Here is a 20,842-nt window from a genome sequence, read left to right as displayed (position 1 = left end):
TGAAATGCAAAAATAAGATTAAAACTGTAACTTTAGTATTCTTGAAAAGACCGACAATAATTGATATTTTTGCAAAAAATATAAAAACAAATGTTTGGAGACATGATGGGAATGCTGGGTAAACTTCAAGAAGCCCAAAAAAAAGTAGAAGCCACCAAAGCACGGCTTAAAACCGTTTATGTAGAGCACAAATCCAGCGACAATTTAATTTGCATCAGACTTACGGCAGATAGAGAAATTAAATCGGTTGAGGTTGGCGATAGTTTATTAACCGACAAAGAAATGCTGGAAGATTATCTCGTGCTCCACTTCAACAAAGCCATAGAAAAGGCAACAGCCATCCACGATGCCGAATTAGCAGCAATAGCCAAAGAAGGCATGCCCAACATTCCGGGAATGGATATGTTTAAGTAAAGTTACAGAGTACTAATGGTTTTCAAAAATCTTTCGTGCATTTGGCTAGTGTAGTCTAAATGCGTAACCATGCGCAGCTTGTTACTGCCCATACCAATAATGTAAATTTGTTTGTCTTTGAGTTTGTTTAAAAATTCTGTTTCGTTGATGTCATCGTTCAATTCAAATATCACAATGTTGGTTTCAATTAGTTCTACTTTTTTAATCCACTGTTGCTTTTCTAGCGTTTTTCCTATGTCTTTGGCCTTATCATGATCTTCTTTTAGTCGCTCAAAATGATGGTCTAAGGCATACAATCCGGCAGCCGCCAAATAGCCAATCTGACGCATTCCACCACCCAAAATTTTTCTAATTCTAATGGCGTTTTGCATGATATCTTCATCACCAATTAAAACCGAACCAACCGGGCAACCCAAACCTTTGCTTAAACAAACGGAAATGGTCTGAAACAATTCGCCATACTGTTTAGGTGTTTCATTCTTGGCTACTAAAGCATTCCACAAACGGGCTCCGTCCAGATGATATCCTAGGTTATGCTTTAGGCAAACCTGCTTTATTTTAATGAGTTCTTCAAAATCCCAACAAGCACCGCCACCTTTATTGGTGGTATTCTCAACCTCAACCAGTTTGGTTAACGGACTATGATAAAAATCTGGAGGATTAATAGATGCCTCAACCTGTTGGGCAGTAAACATCCCGCGATGACCATCAACCAGTTTACACGAAACACCACTATTAAAGGAAGCACCACCACCTTCGTAATTATAGATATGAGCATATTTATCGCAAATTACCTGATCACCCGGATTGGTATGTAGTTTAATCGCTGTTTGATTGGCCATACTGCCGGTAGGAAAAAATAAGGCTTTTGGTTTTCCAAACATTTTGGCCAATCGGTTTTCCAGCTCATTAACGGTTGGGTCTTCTTTATAAACATCATCACCAACTTTGGCCGCCATCATGGCCTGCAACATACCGGAAGTTGGCTTAGTTACCGTATCGCTTCTTAAATCTATAGTCATAATTATTCTTCTAAAATTGTGGTGCAAAAATAGCTTCCTATGGGTGCGCCATCAGGAATTTCATCTACTTTTTTTAATTTGAATTTATCGGGGTTTTCGTAGTATTCACTTATGATTTTTGAAAATTGAGCCGCATAGACAGATCCTCTTCTTTTATGATTGACGTAATCTTTTGAAATTTTGCCAATAGCCTTGTTGGCATGATACTTCACCTGAAATAAAGCGCTATCATCAATTGCTAAATTGATTAAGTGAAGCAAGACTCGTTCGTTAATAAGCTGTTGTATATCATTATGATAGGTGTTTTCGAAGGTTTTTCCGAAGGTAGCATCAATTAACTCATTCAACATAGTCTCTAAACTTAATTGATTTTCATCCAGACTGTGTTGTTGAAAAACGCGATTGGTTCGCTGTGGATGCAACAACAGCCCTAAACTCATATCTGCCGCCGTAATAGCTGCGCTCATAGGGTCGAAGCCTACACCCGTTTTTCCTTTAAACGACTCGCGATCGCGGTTATACGAATAGGCTCTAGGCGGAAATAAGGTCAACCTGTCTTCCGGAATTGCAAGGATCCCGGCGTTTACTGTTTTTAAGTAGGTATTTAAAGCTATTTTTTGAGTTGTGGCATTAACAGTCTTTACCGTAAACTGGTTATCACCTTTAACCGCATAGTTGTAATCCAAACCTCCAATTATTTTTGCCGCGGCCTCTGTTTGATAACGGTGAAAGAAATATAATGGCACAAAAACATCTTCTAAAACCGAAAACGGTTCACTACTGCGAATGTTATCTTTTGAAAAATTAACAATAGCTTGCTGTCTTACCTCTAAAACACGTTCTAACTCTTTGGCGGCATCTGTGCCGTTATCCCATAAATGTGCCAACGGATGTGCGCCACCTGTGGCACGTGCATCATAATCTGAGATAAAACGAATTCCGCTGTTATAAGCATTTTCAAGTAACCTGTTGAGTGCTTCTTTCTCGTTGTCATTTTCGTTAAACTGTGTATAGCTGTAAGCCACTGTTACTTTATCCCAAGGAGCAATCCCTGTGGCATATGCGTTACTAAAATCTATCTGATTGTTTTTAAATTCCACCAAAGGATGCGGATAATCCATTACCGAAGCTCTGTTATTAACACTGGCCGCAAAATTGTGCGCAAAACCCAAGGTATGTCCAACCTCGTGGGCGCTTAACTGACGAATACGTGCCAACGCCATCTCTAACATGGATTGATAATTATCGTCTCTTTCTGCAAAAGGCTTATTCATTAAGGCTTGCGCAATTAAAAAATCCTGACGAATGCGCAAGCTACCCAAACTAACATGACCCTTAATGATTTCGCCGGTTCTAGGATCGGTTACGCTGGCACCGTAGCTCCAGCCTCTTGTAGAACGATGTACCCATTGAATCACATTGTATCTGCAATCCATAGGATCGGCATCTTCAGGTAGTAATTTTACCTGAAAGGCGTCTTTAAAACCAATGGATTCAAATGCTTCATTCCACCAAGAAGCACCTTCCAGTAATGCTGAACGAACCGGCTCGGGTGTTCCGGGATCTAAATAATAAATAATGGGCTCAACCGCTTCGCTTATGGCTGCTACTGGGTTTTTCTTTTCTAATCTGTGTCTGGTAATCAAGCGTTTTTTAATGGGCTCTTGAACCGGTGTGGCATAATCCATATAAGATATCGAGAACGAACCACTGCGCACATCAAATTCACGGGGTTGATATTTATCATCGGGCAATTCAATAAAACTGTGATGTTGAATAACACTTACCAACTCCGGTGTTGGAGTAACGCTTTTAATATTTCTTCCGGTTGCTTCACCTTTAAAAGTCAACAACGCTTCAAACTCAACATTTTTTGGAAAAGCTTTGGTTCTTTCGAGAGATAAAGCCGATTTGCTTTCATCAATTTTATAACTGCCTTCACCTTTTAAACGGCTACTAACGCCGTGAGCATCGAGCATTAAAAATGGAGTTAAATCTATTAGATAAGTCTGCTCCTTTTCCTCTAAAATTTTAAATCCAAACAACACCGATTTGGCAAAAGCTTGTTCGATACTTTTTCGCTCCAGCTGGTTTTTAGTGTTGGCGCGATAATCTAAATTGGGCTGAACCAATAATAGTTTATTTCCGGCCTTTTGAAATTTAACTACTCGGGTGTTTCCTAATTGACCTCTATCTAAGCCAATATCGTTGGAACCAATTCCGGTTGCCAGTGAATTGACATAGAGAAAATCCTGGTCTAAATTTTTGACCTCTAAATAGATTTTATCGGTGGCCTCTTCGTAATAAAATTTAAAGTAGCCTTCAAAAGTTTGCACTTTTTTTGAATTTAAAAACTGAGCGTTTAATGACTGAATTGACATGGCCAAAAACGCCCAAACAAAAAGCTTATTCATATTTGAAAATTAAACCTTAAAACTACAAAATAACTTTATAAATATTAACCTTTCGCATGCCATTAATAATTTTTAACTTTGGAAAAATTTTTACAAATGATAACCACCGATCAGCTTAAAGATCTTAAAACACGCCTTGACAAACTAAGGCACTATCTTTGACGTAGATGCCAAACTTATAGAAATAGCTAACGAAGAAGAACAAACCTTCGACCCTAACTTCTGGAACGACTCTAAAAAAGCAGAATTGGTGATGCAATCACTTCGCGAAAAGAAAAAATGGGTTGAAGATTACCATACTGCTGTCAATCTTTTTGAAGAACTTGAAATTGCCTATGAGTTTTACAAAGAAGGTGAATATGCAGCCGAAGATGTAGCCAACCAATTTGAAGTTACTAAAAACGCCATTGAAAAGTTAGAGTTCAAAAACATGCTTTCAGAAGAAGGCGACAAACTAAGTGCTGTCCTTCAAATAACCGCAGGTGCCGGTGGCACAGAATCGTGCGATTGGGCCAGCATGTTAATGCGTATGTATTTAATGTATTCGGAAAAAAATGGTTACAAAGTAAAAGAGCTCAACTTTCAGGACGGCGATGTAGCGGGCATAAAAACGGTAACTTTAGAAATTGAAGGCGATTTTGCCTTCGGTTGGCTTAAGGGTGAAAACGGCGTTCACCGATTGGTGAGAATTTCACCGTTTGACAGTAACGCCAAACGCCATACCAGTTTTGCTTCGGTTTATGTGTATCCTTTGGTAGATGACACGATTGAAATTGAAGTGAATCCGGCTGACATTGAAATTATCACTGCAAGAAGCAGTGGTGCAGGCGGACAAAATGTTAACAAGGTTGAAACCAAGGTTCAGTTAACCCACAAACCAACGGGTATTCAAATATCTTGCTCAGAAACCCGTTCACAACACGACAACCGTCAGCGTGCCTTACAAATGCTCAAATCTCAACTCTACGAAATTGAATTGCAAAAACGCATGTCGCAAAGAGAAGACATAGAAGCCGAAAAAATGAAAATTGAATGGGGAAGTCAGATCAGAAACTATGTACTTCATCCCTATAAATTGATTAAAGATGTAAGAAGCGGCTACGAAACAGGTAATGTAGACGCGGTACTAAATGGCGATTTGGAACAGTTTTTGAAGGCATACTTAATGATGATGGGACAAAAAACTGACGAAGCTAAAACTTTATAAAATGATAGAAATTTATCACAATCCGCGTTGTCGAAAAAGTAGAGAAGCATTAAAGCTATTGGAGTCTAAAGGTATTGAGCACCAAACTATTTTATATTTAGACCAGACTTTAAATACCGAAGAACTTAAAGCTTTACTTGAAAAACTCAAAATCAACGCAGAGGAATTGGTACGTAAAAATGAATCTATTTGGAAGGAACAATTTAAAGCACACGCACTTACTGAAGACGATATTGTCGAAGCTATGGTAAAACACCCAAAACTTATTGAAAGACCAATTGTTGTAAATGGCAATCGCGCCGTAATTGGCCGACCAGCAGAAAATATTTTAACCATTATATAAATTTAAAGATCCATGTTTAAATACACCGTAATTTTTAGCCTAATAGCCTTTTTATCATTTAATAAAAACTATTCGCAAAATGTGATGCCTAACGAAAGTCAAAAAGAACGGACTGAGCGCAAAATAGAAGAACGTAAACAAGAATATATCAATAACTTCTTATTTACTTTAAATGCTGACGATTTTCAAAAAGAAATTATCAGACAAAAATTAAATAGTTTTTTTGAAGAAAAAATAGCACTAGGCAAACAACGATATAACAGAAGTTTTGAGTATCAAGAAGCTGTTAGAAAACTTGAAGACAATCATTTTAAAGATATAGAAGCCTTGTTAACCGAAGAGAACATGACTAAAATAAAAGAAATGGTTAAAGGAGATTTTGATGAAAAGGAAGTCATCAAAGAAAAGAAAAAAAAGAAAGAAAAAAAGGAAAAAAACTAACATCGCTTATTATAGGCTGAAACTATAAGGCATTTAAAAAACCAATGAGGCTTTAACAATACATTAACCGAGCCCCATAATCAAAGGGCTAACTTTGTGTTTTAACAACCAACAAATGTATAAGCCCTTTTTAATTTCAATATTTTTTATATTTCCATTTTTATTGTCATTTGCTCAAAAGGAGGTGAAAATTTCAGGAATCGTTCTTGAGCAAGGTACAAGCTATCCTCTAGAATATGCAACTGTTTCATTTTTTAATATAGCTGAAAATAAAATTACCACAGGCGGCATTACCGATTTAGACGGTAAATTCGAAGTTCTAGTACCTACAGGAACCTACAATATTATTGTAGAATACATTTCCTATACCACCAAAACCTATAATAACAAAGTTTTAGACAAAGATATTAATCTGGGAACCGTCTCATTGGCATTAGATTCTCAGGCCTTGGATCAGGTTGAAATTATCGCTGAAAGAACTACCGTAGATATCAAGCTCGATAAAAAAGTTTACAATGTGGGATCAGATCTAACCGTTCGCGGTGGTACTGTAAGCGATGTATTGGACAATGTGCCATCTATTACAGTTGACGTTGAAGGTAATGTAGCACTTAGAGGAAACGACGATGTTAGAATTTTAATTAATGGTAAACCTTCAGGTTTAGTAGGACTTAATTCAACCGAAGCATTAAGACAACTTCCTGCCGAAGCCATTGAACGCGTTGAAGTCATTACATCCCCATCTGCCAGATACGACGCCGAAGGCACAGCAGGTATTATTAACATTATTCTAAGACGAAGTAAACTACAAGGTGTAAACGGTGCAGTCACAGTGAACGCCGGATATCCGCAACAAGCCGGAATTTCGGCAAATATGAACTACAGAACCGGCGATTTTAACTTCTTCACCACAACAAGTTACAATTACAGAGAACGACCCGGCAACGCCTTTTCTAATACCAACTTTTTAAGCACCAATAATTCATTAACCGAAACAAGAGACATTGAGCGTTTCAGCAAAGATTTAAACACCAACATTGGTGTAGAATGGTATGTAAACGAAACTTCATCTATCACAACCTCCGTTCAAATAAGAAACAGCGACGATGAGAACGAAACTCTCAATACTTTGAGAGAATTTGACTCTAACAACAGTTTGGTCAATACCACCAGACGTTTTGATCCTGAATTTGAAAACGATAAAACCTTTCAATATACTTTTAATTACGACAAACAATTTAATGGTAATTCAGACCATCGATTTACATTTAATTTTCAATTTGAAGACAATTTTGAATCAGAAGCTTCTTTAATTCAACAAGATGATATAGTTGCAGAAGATGTTAAAACAGATGAAGGCGAACAACGCGTATTTATTCAAACCGATTATGTAGTTCCGGTTGGTGAGAATAGTCAGTTTGAAGCCGGCTACCAGGGCAGATTTATTGAATTAAACACAGATTACGCAGTATCTTTTAACGATGGAGACGGCAATTTTGTTTTGGATACCAATCTAAGTAACGACCTTATATACAGGGAATATGTCAACGCGTTTTACACCCAATTCGGAAGTAAAATAGGTGAGAAATTTTCGTTTTTATTCGGATTGCGCTTAGAAGAATCCCGAATTACCATAGACCAGCAAACCAGCGGTGATTTTGACCGTAAAAACTACGCCAATTTATTTCCAACCTTAAATTTAGCTTATGAAATTTCAGAAGACGAAAACATAACCATAGGTATTAACAGACGAATAAGAAGACCGCGTTCAAGATTTATCAATCCGTTTCCTTCAAGAAGCTCAGCAACCAACTTATTTCAGGGAAATCCGGATTTAGATCCAAGTTTTAGTACCACGTATGATGTAGGCTATTTTAAAAAGTTTGGGAAATTTGACTTGAATGCTTCCATGTACTTTCAAAATGCCACCGATGTTTTTGTATTTATAACCGAAGAAACAGGCGATAATGCAATAGTTGGCAGTACCGAAGTACCAATTATTAGACGTACTCCTATCAACTTAGCTACCAACGAACGATACGGATTTGAATGGACTGTAACTTACAGGCCAACAAAAAAATGGAATATGAATACCAACTTTAATCTCTTCCAATCCATTACAAAAGGTGAGTTTGAAGGCACAGACTTTGGTGCTGAAAACTTAAGTTGGTTTATTAGGCTAAACAACAAAATTACTTTACCCGGTGAGATTGATTGGCAAACCAGAATGAATTATCGCGGCCCAACCGAAGACGCTCAAAACAGAAATCGGGGTATTTTTACTACCGACCTGGCATTTAGCAAAGATGTCTTTAAAGGTGCAGGTTCTATAGCATTTAACATTAGTGACGTGTTCAACTCTCGTAAACGGGTAACATTCACCAATACACCCACATTTAATTCAAGAAGTGAGTTTCAATGGCGCGTTAGAAGTTTTAACTTAGCCTTCACCTACAGATTCAATCAGCAGCGAGAACGCGAACGAAGAGAACGCAACGGCAACTTTGATGGTGATGATTTTGATTTTGAAGGTTAAACGTAATTTTAAAGGATAAAATAGGTGGCTTAATTCGCATCTTTTTATGATTTTTGCCCTAAATAAATTTTTTGGGTATGAAGTTTTTAAAAGAGTTTAAAGAGTTTGCTGTTAAAGGTAATATGATAGATATTGCCGTCGGTGTTATTATCGGTGCTTCGTTTAATAAGGTTATTGACGTTCTAGTTAAACAAATCATGATGCCACCGCTCTCAATGCTAACCAATGGCATTAATTATAGCGAAAAAAAATATATTCTTCAAAAGGAAGTGTTAGATGCAAGAGGAGAAGAAATAACTCAGGAAATTGCTATTGGGTACGGTTTATTTTTAGAGACACTTTTAGATTTTTTTATTGTAGGAATGACGGTTTTTATAGTTGTAAAAGGCATGAATCGATTTAAACGCAGAGCACAAGATGCTAAGGATAAAACAGTTGAAACTCCAAAAGACATAGAATTACTATCAAAAATGAGCGATTTGTTAGAAGAACAAAATGCTATTTTAAAACAAACCAAATAACAGTATTTAGAAATCTTATGGTTTCTTTAATATTTATTAACATTTTTCACTAATTTTAACCATATAAATTATTCTTAATGAATTACTTTAAAAAACTGGGTTTAGCCAACTTCCTAATGCTATTGCTTTGTGTAGTTATTATTGTTGTTGCTGAATATTTGTTTTTAACCGGCGACGAACTTCATGGGATATTCGTCGGCCTTTGGGCACCAACGCTGCTGGGTGTAATGATTTATTTAAAGTTAGTGAACGATGGAAGCAAGTGAGATAGTTTTTTGGTTTTCCGTCATCGTATCATTCCTTGTAGCCATATGGGCTATCATCATTATTCGTGCTTATAACGACGCGGGTAAATAATAAGATTCACATACTTTTCCTTCCCGTCAAAATATGATATAGTTGTATTTTTGCATAAAAATCACCTATGAAATTAACTTTAAAACTAGCTGCCCTATATAATATTTTGTGGGGTGCATGGGTAGTATTATTTCCAAATCATTTTTTTAAATTAGTAGGTATGGAAACTCTTAATCATCCTATGGTTTGGCAAGGTATGGGTTTGGTTATTGGCGTTTACGGACTTGGATATTGGTGGGCGTCATACAATCCAATTAAGCATTGGCCAATTGTAGCCGTTGGTTTTCTGGGTAAAATATTTGGTCCAATAGGCTTTTTCTACAACTACTTTAGCGAAACAGTACCTTTACAATTTATTTATACGCTCATCACCAACGATTTTATTTGGTGGATTCCATTTTTTCTAATTTTGAAAAAAGTACATCAGGAAACTAATTGGAAATTATCGTAAGACACTTAAAAACAAAAAAATTGGATTTTAAAACACTTCAACTTGTTATCGACTTTGGGTTTGCTGTGCTAATTTGGGCAGTACAGTTAGTAATTTATCCAAGTTTTAAATATTATAATCCTGACAACTTAACTAAATGGCATCGCTCGTACACCTCTAGAGTAGCATACATCGTACTACCGTTAATGCTTTCTCAACTTGTAATAACAATTATAAATGCCTGGTATCAAAGTAATTTAATTAGTATTATCTCGTTAGTTGTTGTTTTGATATTATGGTTACTAACTTTTTTGGTATTTGTTCCAATCCATCAAAAAATTGATAATGAATCTGCTTCTTCAACCCATTTAGATCAACTGGTATCTAAAAATTGGAATCGCACCATATTGTGGACGTTTTTATTCCTGCTTTCAATCATAAATTTTGTTTATTATCCTTAAATTGCGTTTATAATTAACACCATATAATCTTGAAAAAATTAGGCTTAAACACCATTTGCACACACGTTGGCGAAGTGGTTGACAATCAATTTAAAGGCGCCGTATCCCCTATTTACGTCTCAACCTCCTACGAATTTTTAGATGTCGATGTTAAAAGATATCCCAGATACTTTAACACGCCCAATCAGGAATTTTTAGCCCAAAAAATTGCAGCACTAGAGCATACAGATAGTGCCCTAATCTTTGGTTCGGGTATGGCAGCTATCAGTACCTTGTTTATGGCCTTTTTAAAACATGGAGACCATGTTGTAGTACAAAACACACTTTATGGCGGTACAGTTAACTTTATAAAAAAGGAATTACCCAAGTACGGCATTGAATACACCTTTACCGATGGATACAAAACAAAAAATTTTGAAAAAGCCATTAAAAGCAACACCAAGCTCATATTTATAGAAACACCGTCAAACCCGCTCATGACGGTTACCGATATTGCATCTGTGGCGCGCTTGGCAAAACAACAAGGCATTTTATCGGCCATTGATAATACTTTTGCTTCGCCTGTAAATCAAAATCCAATAGACTTTGGGATTGACATTGTAATGCACTCTGCTACAAAATATTTGGGAGGTCATTCAGACATAAGTGCGGGAGCTCTAGCTGCTTCCAAAGATTTAATTGAACATATCTGGCATTCCGCCATTAACTTTGGGGGTAATTTAAGCGACTATACCGTTTGGCTGTTAGAGCGCAGTATTAAGACTTTAGGATTAAGAGTGAAGGCGCAAACCAATAATGCTTTACATATGGCCAAATGGCTTAGTAATCATCAATACATCAAAAATGTATACTATCCGGGTTTAGAAGAACATCCGGAACACGAATTGGCAAAGTCGCAAATGCATGGATTTGGAGCGATGCTTTCGTTTGAATTAAACGAAGATATTGACGCTCTTAAATTTCAAAAACAATTAAAACTCATTAAATCATCCATGAGTTTGGCCGGCGTTGAAAGCACTGTTATTTCTCCGTTTTTAACCTCTCATGCCCTTTTAACTCCCGAAGAACGTATGGCAGTTGGAATAAGCGACCAACTCATACGCTTTTCTGTAGGAATTGAAGATATTGAAGATTTACAAAACGATATTAATCAGGCCATCAACCAAACAAAAAATAATAAATGAAACGCCCATGTAAAAATATTGACAAACAGGAGTATGATTATACTAGGGCGTTCCATCTGACCACTTAAAAACAATAAATATAAACAGATGAAACGCGCATGTAAAAATACTGACACACAGAAGTATGATTATCCTAGGGCGTTCCATCTAACCGCTTAAAAACAATAAATATAAATAGATGAAACTAGATATTTTAGCCATTGGCGCACATCCCGATGATGTTGAACTAGGCTGTGGCGCCACCTTAGCCAAAGAAATAGCAGGCGGAAAAAAAGTGGGAATTTTAGACCTTACCCGCGGTGAGCTGGGAACCCGCGGCACACCAGAAACTCGAGACCAAGAAGCTGAAACCGCTGCAAAAATATTAGGTGCAAAAGTAAGATCTAACATGGAATTTGCAGACGGATTTATTGTAAACGACAAATGGCACCAAATAGAATTGATTAAAATGATTCGTTTATATCAACCTGAAATAGTCATTTGCAATGCTATTGAAGACCGACATATTGATCATGCAAAGGCTAGCAAACTGGTAAGTGATGCTTGTTTTTTAAGTGGATTAATTAAAATAGATACCAAACACGAAGACCACGACGACTGGCAAGATGCCTGGCGACCAAAAGCGGTTTATCATTATATTCAATGGAAAGATATTGAACCTGATGTTGTGATGAATGTTACGGGTTTTATGGAAATTAAACTAAAAGCGGTAATGGCATACAGTAGTCAGTTTTACGATCCCAAAAGCGACGAACCCGAAACACCTATCAGTAGCAAAAATTTCACCGATAGTATTGAATACAGAGCAAGAAACTTAGGCAGACTCATTGGCACTGAGTATGGCGAAGGTTTCACTGTTGAGCGTTATCCGGCTGTTGAATCGTTATTTGATTTGATTTAAAAAACATCTAGTTTTTTAGTTTGTAATTTTTCCTTATTAAACCTTGCTTAATGCCATAATTAGCACATTTAATTATTATATCGGTTAAATTGATTGGAACGCTTCTTGAATATTATATTCACGATAATTTGAAATAATATATTCGTGTAACTTGTGCTCAAGGAACTTGGCGGATTAGTGGTACTTTTAGGAAGTTAATATGTTAATTATTTTAATAAAACACTTTGCAGAAATAGGGAAATAAATTACATTTGCATTCCAATTTTACACGGTGGTTGTAGCTCAGTTGGTTAGAGCGCCTGATTGTGGTTCAGGAGGTCGTCGGTTCGAGACCGATCTTCCACCCAAAAATATAGCCTTTCAGTTTTTGAAAGGCTTTTTTTGTGCTTGAAATCCAAGCATAAAAAAAGGAAATCTTTCGATTTCCTTCAATTACTCTAAACAAGTATATTTTAATGAGAAGCTGCTTCTCTCTTAGCTTTCTTTTCTTCTTTCATTTCTTTTAAGCGCTCTATCGTTGCTCCAAATACCCAGTAAGGTATTACAAATGTTAACAAAAATATCATTAACCAAAACCCTATGGTTAAAATGGTTAAAAACGCAAGAAATCCTAAATATTGATCAAATTCAAACATAATAACAATAATTATATTGCAAATATAAGTTAACAATATTAGTTAAACAAAAAGAAAATGCGTAATTATTAACAAGTAAGTCAACATTTACTTTCATTCATTTTCCTTACTTATTATTTGTAATTATAAGCCCTAACCTTCTTATAAAATCCTACCAAAATTCGTAAATTTGTATCACTTAATTAAAAACTAACATCATGTCTTACAGAATAGAAAAAGATACCATGGGCGAGGTAAAGGTACCTGCTGACAAACTATGGGGCGCACAAACAGAACGTTCAAGAAACAACTTTAAAATTGGTCCTGCCGCCTCCATGCCAATAGAAATTATTTATGGATTTGCTTATTTGAAAAAAGCTGCTGCCTACACCAATTGTGAATTAGGTGTTTTAAGTGAAGCCAAAAGAGATTTAATAGCTACAGTTTGTGATGAAATTTTATCAGGTAAACACGATGATCAGTTTCCGCTTGTTATTTGGCAAACCGGATCAGGTACACAAAGCAACATGAATGTTAACGAAGTGATTGCTAACAGAGCGCATCAACTTGCCGGCAAAACTATTGGAGAAGACGAAAAAACCATTTCACCTAACGATGATGTTAACAAATCTCAGTCGTCTAACGATACCTTCCCAACCGGAATGCATATTGCTGCCTACAAAAAAATAATAGATGTCACCATTCCGGGTGTTGAGCAACTTAGAGATACTTTACAACAAAAATCTGAAGCATTTAAAGAGGTAGTTAAAATTGGAAGAACCCATTTAATGGATGCCACACCTTTAACTTTAGGACAAGAATTTTCAGGTTATGTATCTCAATTAAATCACGGTTTAAAAGCGCTAAAAAACACCTTACCGCATTTAAGCGAGTTGGCTTTAGGTGGTACAGCGGTTGGTACCGGACTCAATACGCCTTTAGGATACGACGTATTAGTTGCAAAATACATAGCACAATTTACCGGTTTGCCATTTATAACGGCTGAAAACAAATTTGAAGCGCTTGCAGCACACGACGCCTTAGTTGAAACACACGGCGCCTTAAAACAACTGGCTGTTTCTCTCAACAAAATTGCCAATGACATTAGAATGCTGGCTTCCGGTCCAAGAAGTGGTATTGGCGAAATTATAATACCAGCAAACGAGCCGGGAAGCTCTATAATGCCCGGCAAAGTAAACCCAACGCAATGCGAAGCCTTAACCATGGTTTGCGCTCAGGTAATGGGTAATGATGTCGCTGTAACAGTTGGTGGAACACAAGGTCATTATGAGCTTAATGTATTTAAACCGGTTATGGCTTCCAACGTTTTACAATCGGCTGAGTTGATTGGTCATGCCTGCGTGAGTTTTGATGAAAACTGCGCTATTGGCATTGAACCAAATCACAGTGTTATTAAGCAATTACTAAACAATTCATTAATGCTTGTAACAGCACTCAATACTAAAATTGGATACTACAAAGCTGCTGAAATAGCTAATACAGCGCACAAAAATGGTACAACTCTTAAAGAAGAGGCGATTAATTTAGGTTACGTCAACGCGGAGGAATACGACGAATGGGTAAAACCGGAAGATATGGTTGGTAGTATGAAATAAATTTATATTTTTGGTTTTCAAATATTTGATTCCAACTAATCAATTTAACAACAGCTACTCTATGAAAAAACAACTACTCTTTATTTTTGCAATGTGCATTCCGTTTTGTTTCATTGCTCAGGTTTCTTTTGCGCCTAAGGTTAGCATTAACACTTCTACCGGCGCGCAGCCTTATGCCATCGCTTCAGGGTTAATAGATGACGATGCGTTTGAAGATATCGTTTTAGGAACTTTAAATGGAAACACCTTAGAATGGTATAAAAATAATGGTGATGGTACGTTTACCATTCAACCATTAATTACAAATACGCTATCGTCTATTACATCGGTTCAATTGTATGATGTTAATAATGACGGATTTATAGATGTAGTTGCTAATGGATTTTCAAGTAATAACGTAGCTTGGTTTGCAAACGATGGCAATGGCAACTTTGGAGGTCAACAAATATTAGCTTCTGGAGTTAGCGGTGCTGCCGATTTTATTTTTGCCGATGTTAATAACGACGGAAATGTAGATTTAGTTATCGCTGCATATAGTGCTAATTCAGTGTTTTGGTACGAAGGTGACGGCACTGGTAATTTTGGAAGCGCCAATTTAATTGATAACTCCATCACAAATCCTGGTTCAATGAGTGTGAGTGATATTGATGGCGATGGCGATTTAGATTTAGTCGTATCGACAGGGTCTTTTACGGTTGGAGTCAACAGTATTCAGGTATACATAAACGATCTAATTCCTTCAGGCACAACTAGCTTTTTAAAAGAAGCCAACCCTGTTACTGATAATAAACGAAACTTTTTTAATTGTAGCTTTGAGGATGTAGACGGCGACGGTAATTTTGATATCCTTGCTACCGAATTGGGTGCTTCTCCAGGTGTTGGTAAATTTTACTGGTACGAATTTGATGGTACCAATTATATAGAAACAGAATTTGCTACCAGTATCGGAAATCCGGCAAGTGTTAAAATGTTTGATTTAGATAACGACGGACTTAAAGATATTATTTTAAGCAGCGGCAGCTCAGGTGCAGGAAATGATGTTGTGTGGTTTAAAAATCAGGGTGATGGCTCATTCGCTGCTGAAGAAGTAATCGACAATACCCAAAGTCAGGCTTACGTATTTACAGTAGCAGATTTTGACAATGATGGCGATTTAGACATTGTAAGTGCAGCCTTTAATCAAAATGACCTTAACTATTTTGAGAACCAATTGATAGTACTTTCGGTTGATGATTTCAACCAAAATAAAGTGTCTTTTTATCCTAATCCTGTTACTGACTATTTATTTATTGAAGGAATCTCAAATAACGAAACCTTTAAACTTTACAATCAGTTGGGACAACTTATAATTCAAACTAAAATAGACAATTTGGCTACTATTAATTTATCTACGTTATCGCCCGGGATCTATTTTGTTGAACTTTCTGGTAATTCCAAACCCTTCAAATTAATAAAGCAATAAATCAAAAAAGCGAACAACTGTTGTTGTTCGCTTTTAATTGGTTAGCTAGTTAATCAATAATTAGGATTATTTCTTAGTTAAACAAAACTACCTGTTTTATTACATTCAATCATTAACATATGTTAATTTTTTTGAGGAGAATTTCGAATTCTGCTCAGCTGTACCGGCGTAATATTTAAATAGGATGCTATTTGGTATTGCGGAATGAGCGCATCTATGTTAGGAATGCGACTTCTAAGTTGTTCATAGCGTTGTGTTGCATCTAAAGATAATAGTTCTAAGTTGCGTTTTTCATAGGTAACAAAAATACGCTCTAAAACCTTGATATATAGCAAACTGGCTTGAAGGTCTTCTTTACAGATACTTAAAAACATACCATAATCTAACTCAAAAGTTTTGCAATTGGTCAATGCCTGATAACATAAATTTGATGGTTTATTGTGAATTAAAGAAGTAAAAGAAGCCACAAAACTCATAGGTGTAAAAATATTTTTATTGTATTCCTTGCCATCATCATCTTGTATAAATGCTCGCATAACACCATCTACTAACAAATAAGCCTTAGTAGGTACTTCACAAAAATTAGTAACTACGTCATCTTTTTTAAATGATTTAAAAGAGCTTATGTTTTGCAACCTTTTAAATAAAGATTCTGAAACAGGCGAAATAGTATTTAAAAATCGATAATTCTTATTTTCCATTGTAAAAGATAAAGCTTGAAATTACATTCATTTTTTTTAGACTTGTGAGAAATTTGATATTTTTTCGTTAAATTCACTTCTTTTCACCATTAACTGATAACCAATCCATGTCTATTCTAATAACCAACATCAAAGAACTGCTGCAAGTTTACAATTCAAATGTAACTATTTTAAAAGGTAAGGAAATGAATAACTTGCCTGTTTTAAAAGATGCTTACTTATATTTAGAAAACGATACCATAGTAGAATACGGACCAATGTCTGATTGTGATGGTATTGAAGCAGAAACCACCATTGATGCCTCAGGAAGAGTGGTTCTACCTGCTTGGTGCGATTCTCACACGCATTTAGTTTACCCTGAAGATCGTGCAGGAGAATTTATAGACCGTATCAATGGATTAACCTACGAGGAAATCGCCAAAAAAGGAGGTGGCATTCTAAATTCTGCCAAAAAACTACAGGAAAAATCTGAGGAGCAATTATATAATCAAGCGCTGGAAAGACTGAATAAACTGCTAAAACTTGGTACCGGTGTGATAGAAATAAAATCCGGTTACGGTTTGACTGTTGAATCTGAATTGAAAATGTTGCGGGTCATTCAGCGTTTAAAAAAGGAGACCCAAGCTTTTGTAAAGGTCACTTTTCTTGGCGCGCATGCCATTCCTGAGAAATTTAAAAAAAATAAAAAAGGTTATATTGATATGATCATCAAAGAAATGCTACCAAAGATTTACGAAGAAAATCTTGCGCATTACATTGATGTTTTTTGTGAAGAAGGTTATTTTACACTTGAAGACACAGAGCTTATTTTAAAAGCTGCACAAAAGTATAACCTACCTGCAAAAATTCACGTTAATCAATTTAACGCCTTTGGAGGTGTTGAATTGGCTGTAAAATACAAGGCCTTATCTGTAGATCATTTGGAAGAATTAACCAGCGACGATATTGATGCGCTCAAAAAGAGCAATACCATGCCGGTTGCATTACCACAATGTTCTTTTTTCCTTGGTATTCCCTATACAAACGCAAGGGCTATTTTAGATGCCGGTTTGCCTTTGGCAATTGCATCAGATTACAATCCGGGATCGGCGCCTAGTGGCAATATGAATTTTGTTTTGAGCCTGGCATGTATTAAATTGAAAATGACACCGGAAGAAGCCATTAATGCCGCCACCATCAACGGGGCTTACGCATTGGGTTTAAGTAGCATGTATGGCAGTATTACCAGAGGAAAAAAGGCCAATATCATTATTACCAAACCTATTTCAGGATATCAGCTTCTACCCTATTCATTTGGTGAAAATTTAATTGATACCGTTATTGTGAATGGTATTATACATTAAAAAAAGCGCCCTGAATTCAGGGCGCTTTTCTGCTATTAATCAATTTGATGTTACTGTAGAATAAATTCCGTTGCAGCAACCAAATTCTTCCCGTGAAAAACATTCACTTTATAAGTACCTTTTTCAAATTTACCGTCATTAGATGTCACAAACTCACAGACATCTAAATTTTTATTTTCATAATTAAAAGTGCTTATCAAGCTGTAGTTTAAAATTTTATCATCAAATTCTATTTGCTCGTTTACACCAAGAGTGTTGTTAAGCGGATTAATTACCTGAACATACAAAGATTGATCACCACTGCTAATAAGATTATTTTTAGCAACTGTAAAACAAACTCTAAGCTTGTCGCTTCTTCCGGCACGCTCGGTTGGTATTAATTTACCCGAGTTTCTTTCTATCACACCAAAACCTTTTAAGTTCACAGGCTGCAGAATGGCTGCACCTTTTACAATTGTAGCAAGTTCAGTATTTTGTACAAGTAAAGAATCTGTAAATATGGTGCGTTCTGCTAACTGCACTTGAGTACTGTCTAAGGTAGCTGCAAGTAATTCGTTTTCTAATGATAAACGATCGTTTTCTGCTAGTAACTTATCCATTTCATCTTCTAAAGCCAAGAATTTTTGTTTGTATCTCCAAAGACTGTTTACACTGTTTTGAGATATTTTAAGCGAGTCCATTAATTGTTGAATGCGATCTCTGGCTTCAACTAATTTTTCATTGGCTACTTCATTTTCACTAATGGCAATGTCGTATTGCTTAGCCATGTTGCTTAAATCGGCCATTACCTGTTCTTTTTCTTTTACCAATTCGGCTTCGTGTTTTTTGTTGTCTTTGATCACTTTTGAAGTGTAAAAACCGAGTCCTAAAAATAGCACTACGGCAATGCCTAGGGCTATTTTTAATGCGTTACCTTTGCTGCTTGAATTTTCCATTTGTTACTTGTTTTAAGTTAATTTGTTCTAATTAATTTTGTTGTTTTGTCTTCTTTTTAAAATACTGTACTTTTAATTTTTTATTTATTTGAAAAATGGAACATCTTAAATATTTAACTCAAACCGAACTTGACTCATTAGTTATTAAAAGGCCAAATGAAACTAAGTTTGGAGAGCACATTCAATTGGTGCCACAAATCACTTCTATTTACGAGGAAATTTTAAATTTGGATGTTTCATTTGTAATTTTTGGTGTTCAGGAGGATATTGGTGTATTTGCTAATGGCGGCATACAAGGAACTTACAACGCATGGCCCATAGTATTAAACAGTTTGCTCAATATTCAGAGTAATAAATTTTTAAAGGCAAAAGGCATTGCTCTTTTAGGTTGTTTAGACTACTCAAATCTTCAGGAAAAAATAACCGGATTAGAACAAAATAATCCTAAAGATTTATCTAAAGCTAGAAAAAAAGTGGGACAAATTGATAGAGATGTCACTTTCTTGGTTTCTCAAATTATAAAAGCGGGTAAAGTACCTATTGTAATTGGTGGCGGCCACAACAATGCCTACGGATGTATAAAAGGTACTGCACTAGCCTTAGGACACCCAATTAATGTTATTAATTTTGATGCTCACACCGACTTTAGAGCAGAAGAAGGCAGACACAGCGGGAATGGCTTTTCTTATGCATATGCAGAAGGATTTTTAAACAAGTATTTTATTTTTGGTTTGCATGAAAATTACACTTCAAATAATATTTTAAAAACTATTAAACGAATTAAATCTATCGATTTTAACACCTATGAGGAAGTCAGGGTGAGAAAAGAAACCTCATTTAACAGCGAACTAAAACGCGCATTAAATCATGTGAATAGTCAAACTTATGGCATTGAATTAGATCTAGATGCGGTAAGACATATTAATAGCAGTGCGCAAACACCTAGTGGCTACAGCAGTGATAAAGCGCGCTGTTTTTTAAGCTTTATGGGGCAAAATCCAAATGCCGGCTATTTACATATTTGTGAAGGCATTCCTGATGAAGCCAATGAAGCTTTACTTGGGAAATTTGTGAGCTACCTTATCACCGATTTTATAAAAGCTCATTCAAAATTAGAATCTTAAATAAAAAATGCTTTAAAATTACAAACTATGAAAACGCTTATAAATAGCCTGTTGGCCTTTACAATAGTGTTAGGCCTGAATACTTTAAAAGCTCAGGAACAAATAGAAATACATCCTATAAATCACGGCAGTTTCGTTATGACCTATCAAGGTAATGCATTTTATACTGATCCCGTTGGTGACGCAGAACTTTACAAGGACCATCCCAGTCCTACAGTTATTCTTATCACCGATATACATGGTGACCATTTGAGTTTAGATACCCTGCAATCTTTAAATCTTGATAAGGCTGTAATTATTGCACCGCAAGCAGTTTTCGATAAATTACCTTTAGAACTTCAGAAAAAAACACAAGTTTTAAATAACGGCGATAGCAACAGTTACAGCATGTCTGGTTTGAATATAGAGGCCGTACCCATGTATAATTTGAGGGAAGAAGCCTTAAACTTTCATCCTAAAGGTCGTGGTAATGGCTATGTCATTAGCTTGGCCGGTGAGAGGATTTATATTTCAGGTGACACCGAAGACATTACGGAAATGCGTGAACTCACCAACATAGACAGAGCTTTTATTTGTATGAACCTTCCTTACACTATGACGGTTGAAAGTGCCGCTAGTGCTGTTTTAGACTTCAAACCAAAAATTGTAATACCTTACCATTATAGAGGTAAAGATGGTTTAAGCGACATTGAGAACTTTAAACGAATAATATTATCAAAAAATAGTGATATAAAAGTTGAACTTTTAAACTGGTACTAATAGTAGTATTTACGGCACTTATCGGATTTTTTCAACACTTTATCGATAGGTGATTTT

At 36.0% G+C, this 20,842-nt stretch carries 21 protein-coding genes and 1 tRNA gene; 17 read left to right on the top strand and 5 right to left on the bottom strand.

Annotation, left to right across the window (positions count from 1 at the left end):
- Positions 1–90: 90 nt before the first annotated feature.
- Positions 91–414: a YbaB/EbfC family nucleoid-associated protein gene (locus FJ651_RS12755; protein WP_140990921.1), complete on the top strand. Its 324-nt coding sequence runs from the start codon at positions 91–93 to the stop codon at positions 412–414.
- A 2-nt stretch (positions 415–416) separates the two neighbouring features.
- Here FJ651_RS12755 and FJ651_RS12750 read toward each other — a convergent pair whose 3' ends face one another.
- Entirely contained in the window at positions 417–1,436 is a 1,020-nt protein-coding gene (locus tag FJ651_RS12750) for a threonine aldolase family protein (protein ID WP_140990920.1), read from the bottom strand.
- A 2-nt stretch (positions 1,437–1,438) separates the two neighbouring features.
- Complete coding sequence (locus FJ651_RS12745; protein ID WP_140990919.1) at positions 1,439–3,850, bottom strand: zinc-dependent metalloprotease; 2,412 nt, start codon at positions 3,848–3,850, stop codon at positions 1,439–1,441.
- A 96-nt stretch (positions 3,851–3,946) separates the two neighbouring features.
- On the opposite strand from FJ651_RS12745, the gene prfB reads away from it, so the two are divergent.
- The 11 genes from prfB to FJ651_RS12690 all read left to right on the top strand — a co-directional run bounded on the left by prfB (position 3,947) and on the right by FJ651_RS12690 (position 12,577).
- Positions 3,947–5,057 (top strand): peptide chain release factor 2 gene (gene prfB, locus FJ651_RS12740; protein WP_140990918.1). Its coding sequence is split into 2 segments (ribosomal slippage): positions 3,947–4,009 and positions 4,011–5,057, totalling 1,110 coding nucleotides; the frame shifts between segments, so codons are not numbered across the junction.
- A gap of 1 nt (position 5,058) precedes the next feature.
- A complete protein-coding gene (arsC, locus tag FJ651_RS12735) occupies positions 5,059–5,400 on the top strand; it encodes an arsenate reductase (glutaredoxin) (protein WP_140990917.1) in 342 nt (113 codons plus the stop codon).
- 12 nt (positions 5,401–5,412) lie between these two features.
- Positions 5,413–5,841 carry a hypothetical protein gene (locus FJ651_RS12730; RefSeq protein WP_140990916.1) on the top strand — a complete coding sequence of 143 codons (429 nt, stop codon included), beginning with the start codon at positions 5,413–5,415 and terminating at the stop codon, positions 5,839–5,841.
- A gap of 115 nt (positions 5,842–5,956) precedes the next feature.
- On the top strand, positions 5,957–8,377 hold the full coding sequence (locus FJ651_RS12725) for a TonB-dependent receptor domain-containing protein (protein WP_140990915.1): 2,421 nt from the start codon (positions 5,957–5,959) through the stop codon (positions 8,375–8,377).
- A gap of 77 nt (positions 8,378–8,454) precedes the next feature.
- A complete protein-coding gene (gene mscL / locus FJ651_RS12720; protein WP_140990914.1) occupies positions 8,455–8,898 on the top strand; it encodes a large conductance mechanosensitive channel protein MscL in 444 nt (147 codons plus the stop codon).
- A 77-nt stretch (positions 8,899–8,975) separates the two neighbouring features.
- Positions 8,976–9,164 carry a hypothetical protein gene (locus FJ651_RS12715; protein WP_140990913.1) on the top strand — a complete coding sequence of 63 codons (189 nt, stop codon included), beginning with the start codon at positions 8,976–8,978 and terminating at the stop codon, positions 9,162–9,164.
- Positions 9,165–9,322: 158 nt separating this feature from the next.
- Positions 9,323–9,706 (top strand): alkyl hydroperoxide reductase, encoded by a 384-nt coding sequence (locus tag FJ651_RS12710; protein ID WP_140990912.1) that lies wholly within the window; start codon positions 9,323–9,325, stop codon positions 9,704–9,706.
- A 20-nt stretch (positions 9,707–9,726) separates the two neighbouring features.
- Positions 9,727–10,146: a hypothetical protein gene (locus FJ651_RS12705; protein WP_140990911.1), complete on the top strand. Its 420-nt coding sequence runs from the start codon at positions 9,727–9,729 to the stop codon at positions 10,144–10,146.
- 23 nt (positions 10,147–10,169) lie between these two features.
- On the top strand, positions 10,170–11,330 hold the full coding sequence (locus FJ651_RS12700; protein WP_140990910.1) for a trans-sulfuration enzyme family protein: 1,161 nt from the start codon (positions 10,170–10,172) through the stop codon (positions 11,328–11,330).
- A gap of 178 nt (positions 11,331–11,508) precedes the next feature.
- Positions 11,509–12,231: a bacillithiol biosynthesis deacetylase BshB1 gene (bshB1, locus tag FJ651_RS12695; protein WP_140990909.1), complete on the top strand. Its 723-nt coding sequence runs from the start codon at positions 11,509–11,511 to the stop codon at positions 12,229–12,231.
- A 270-nt stretch (positions 12,232–12,501) separates the two neighbouring features.
- Positions 12,502–12,577 (top strand) — tRNA-His (locus FJ651_RS12690).
- Positions 12,578–12,683: 106 nt separating this feature from the next.
- Here the strand turns inward: FJ651_RS12690 and FJ651_RS12685 are convergent.
- Entirely contained in the window at positions 12,684–12,866 is a 183-nt protein-coding gene (locus FJ651_RS12685; RefSeq protein ID WP_140990908.1) for a hypothetical protein, read from the bottom strand.
- A gap of 197 nt (positions 12,867–13,063) precedes the next feature.
- Here FJ651_RS12685 and fumC point away from each other — a divergent pair, with 197 nt between their 5' ends.
- A complete protein-coding gene (gene fumC / locus FJ651_RS12680) occupies positions 13,064–14,461 on the top strand; it encodes a class II fumarate hydratase (protein ID WP_140990907.1) in 1,398 nt (465 codons plus the stop codon).
- A gap of 61 nt (positions 14,462–14,522) precedes the next feature.
- The gene (locus FJ651_RS12675) at positions 14,523–15,923 is read left to right on the top strand and encodes a T9SS type A sorting domain-containing protein (RefSeq protein ID WP_140990906.1); all 1,401 of its coding nucleotides are present in this window, start codon (positions 14,523–14,525) and stop codon (positions 15,921–15,923) included.
- Between the two features lie 122 nt (positions 15,924–16,045).
- Here the strand turns inward: FJ651_RS12675 and FJ651_RS12670 are convergent, their stop codons facing one another.
- Positions 16,046–16,624, bottom strand: coding sequence for a Crp/Fnr family transcriptional regulator (locus tag FJ651_RS12670; RefSeq protein WP_140990905.1), 579 nt, complete (start codon positions 16,622–16,624; stop codon positions 16,046–16,048).
- 107 nt (positions 16,625–16,731) lie between these two features.
- Between FJ651_RS12670 and hutI the strand changes: the two genes are divergently transcribed.
- Positions 16,732–17,967: an imidazolonepropionase gene (gene hutI / locus FJ651_RS12665; RefSeq protein WP_140990904.1), complete on the top strand. Its 1,236-nt coding sequence runs from the start codon at positions 16,732–16,734 to the stop codon at positions 17,965–17,967.
- 50 nt (positions 17,968–18,017) lie between these two features.
- Here the strand turns inward: hutI and FJ651_RS12660 are convergent, their stop codons facing one another.
- Positions 18,018–18,902, bottom strand: coding sequence for a DUF3450 domain-containing protein (locus FJ651_RS12660; protein ID WP_140990903.1), 885 nt, complete (start codon positions 18,900–18,902; stop codon positions 18,018–18,020).
- 95 nt (positions 18,903–18,997) lie between these two features.
- On the opposite strand from FJ651_RS12660, the gene FJ651_RS12655 reads away from it, so the two are divergent.
- Positions 18,998–20,026 (top strand): formimidoylglutamase, encoded by a 1,029-nt coding sequence (locus FJ651_RS12655; protein WP_140990902.1) that lies wholly within the window; start codon positions 18,998–19,000, stop codon positions 20,024–20,026.
- A gap of 27 nt (positions 20,027–20,053) precedes the next feature.
- Positions 20,054–20,785 carry an MBL fold metallo-hydrolase gene (locus tag FJ651_RS12650; RefSeq protein WP_140990901.1) on the top strand — a complete coding sequence of 244 codons (732 nt, stop codon included), beginning with the start codon at positions 20,054–20,056 and terminating at the stop codon, positions 20,783–20,785.
- Positions 20,786–20,842: the final 57 nt, after the last annotated feature.

The sequence above is a fragment of the Paucihalobacter ruber genome (assembly GCF_006494535.1).
Taxonomy (GTDB): Bacteria; Bacteroidota; Bacteroidia; order Flavobacteriales; family Flavobacteriaceae; genus Paucihalobacter; species Paucihalobacter ruber.
Note: the sequence above shows the minus strand (reverse complement) of the source record. Positions and strands in the feature narration are given on the sequence as shown.

Coding starts and splice junctions, on each gene's coding strand:
- FJ651_RS12755 (WP_140990921.1), top strand. CDS start 91: ATGTTTGGAGACATGATGGGAATGCTGGGTAAACTTCAAGAAGCCCAA.
- FJ651_RS12750 (WP_140990920.1), bottom strand. CDS start 1,436: ATGACTATAGATTTAAGAAGCGATACGGTAACTAAGCCAACTTCCGGT.
- FJ651_RS12745 (WP_140990919.1), bottom strand. CDS start 3,850: ATGAATAAGCTTTTTGTTTGGGCGTTTTTGGCCATGTCAATTCAGTCA.
- arsC (WP_140990917.1), top strand. CDS start 5,059: ATGATAGAAATTTATCACAATCCGCGTTGTCGAAAAAGTAGAGAAGCA.
- FJ651_RS12730 (WP_140990916.1), top strand. CDS start 5,413: ATGTTTAAATACACCGTAATTTTTAGCCTAATAGCCTTTTTATCATTT.
- FJ651_RS12725 (WP_140990915.1), top strand. CDS start 5,957: ATGTATAAGCCCTTTTTAATTTCAATATTTTTTATATTTCCATTTTTA.
- mscL (WP_140990914.1), top strand. CDS start 8,455: ATGAAGTTTTTAAAAGAGTTTAAAGAGTTTGCTGTTAAAGGTAATATG.
- FJ651_RS12715 (WP_140990913.1), top strand. CDS start 8,976: ATGAATTACTTTAAAAAACTGGGTTTAGCCAACTTCCTAATGCTATTG.
- FJ651_RS12710 (WP_140990912.1), top strand. CDS start 9,323: ATGAAATTAACTTTAAAACTAGCTGCCCTATATAATATTTTGTGGGGT.
- bshB1 (WP_140990909.1), top strand. CDS start 11,509: ATGAAACTAGATATTTTAGCCATTGGCGCACATCCCGATGATGTTGAA.
- FJ651_RS12685 (WP_140990908.1), bottom strand. CDS start 12,866: ATGTTTGAATTTGATCAATATTTAGGATTTCTTGCGTTTTTAACCATT.
- fumC (WP_140990907.1), top strand. CDS start 13,064: ATGTCTTACAGAATAGAAAAAGATACCATGGGCGAGGTAAAGGTACCT.
- FJ651_RS12675 (WP_140990906.1), top strand. CDS start 14,523: ATGAAAAAACAACTACTCTTTATTTTTGCAATGTGCATTCCGTTTTGT.
- FJ651_RS12670 (WP_140990905.1), bottom strand. CDS start 16,624: ATGGAAAATAAGAATTATCGATTTTTAAATACTATTTCGCCTGTTTCA.
- hutI (WP_140990904.1), top strand. CDS start 16,732: ATGTCTATTCTAATAACCAACATCAAAGAACTGCTGCAAGTTTACAAT.
- FJ651_RS12660 (WP_140990903.1), bottom strand. CDS start 18,902: ATGGAAAATTCAAGCAGCAAAGGTAACGCATTAAAAATAGCCCTAGGC.
- FJ651_RS12655 (WP_140990902.1), top strand. CDS start 18,998: ATGGAACATCTTAAATATTTAACTCAAACCGAACTTGACTCATTAGTT.
- FJ651_RS12650 (WP_140990901.1), top strand. CDS start 20,054: ATGAAAACGCTTATAAATAGCCTGTTGGCCTTTACAATAGTGTTAGGC.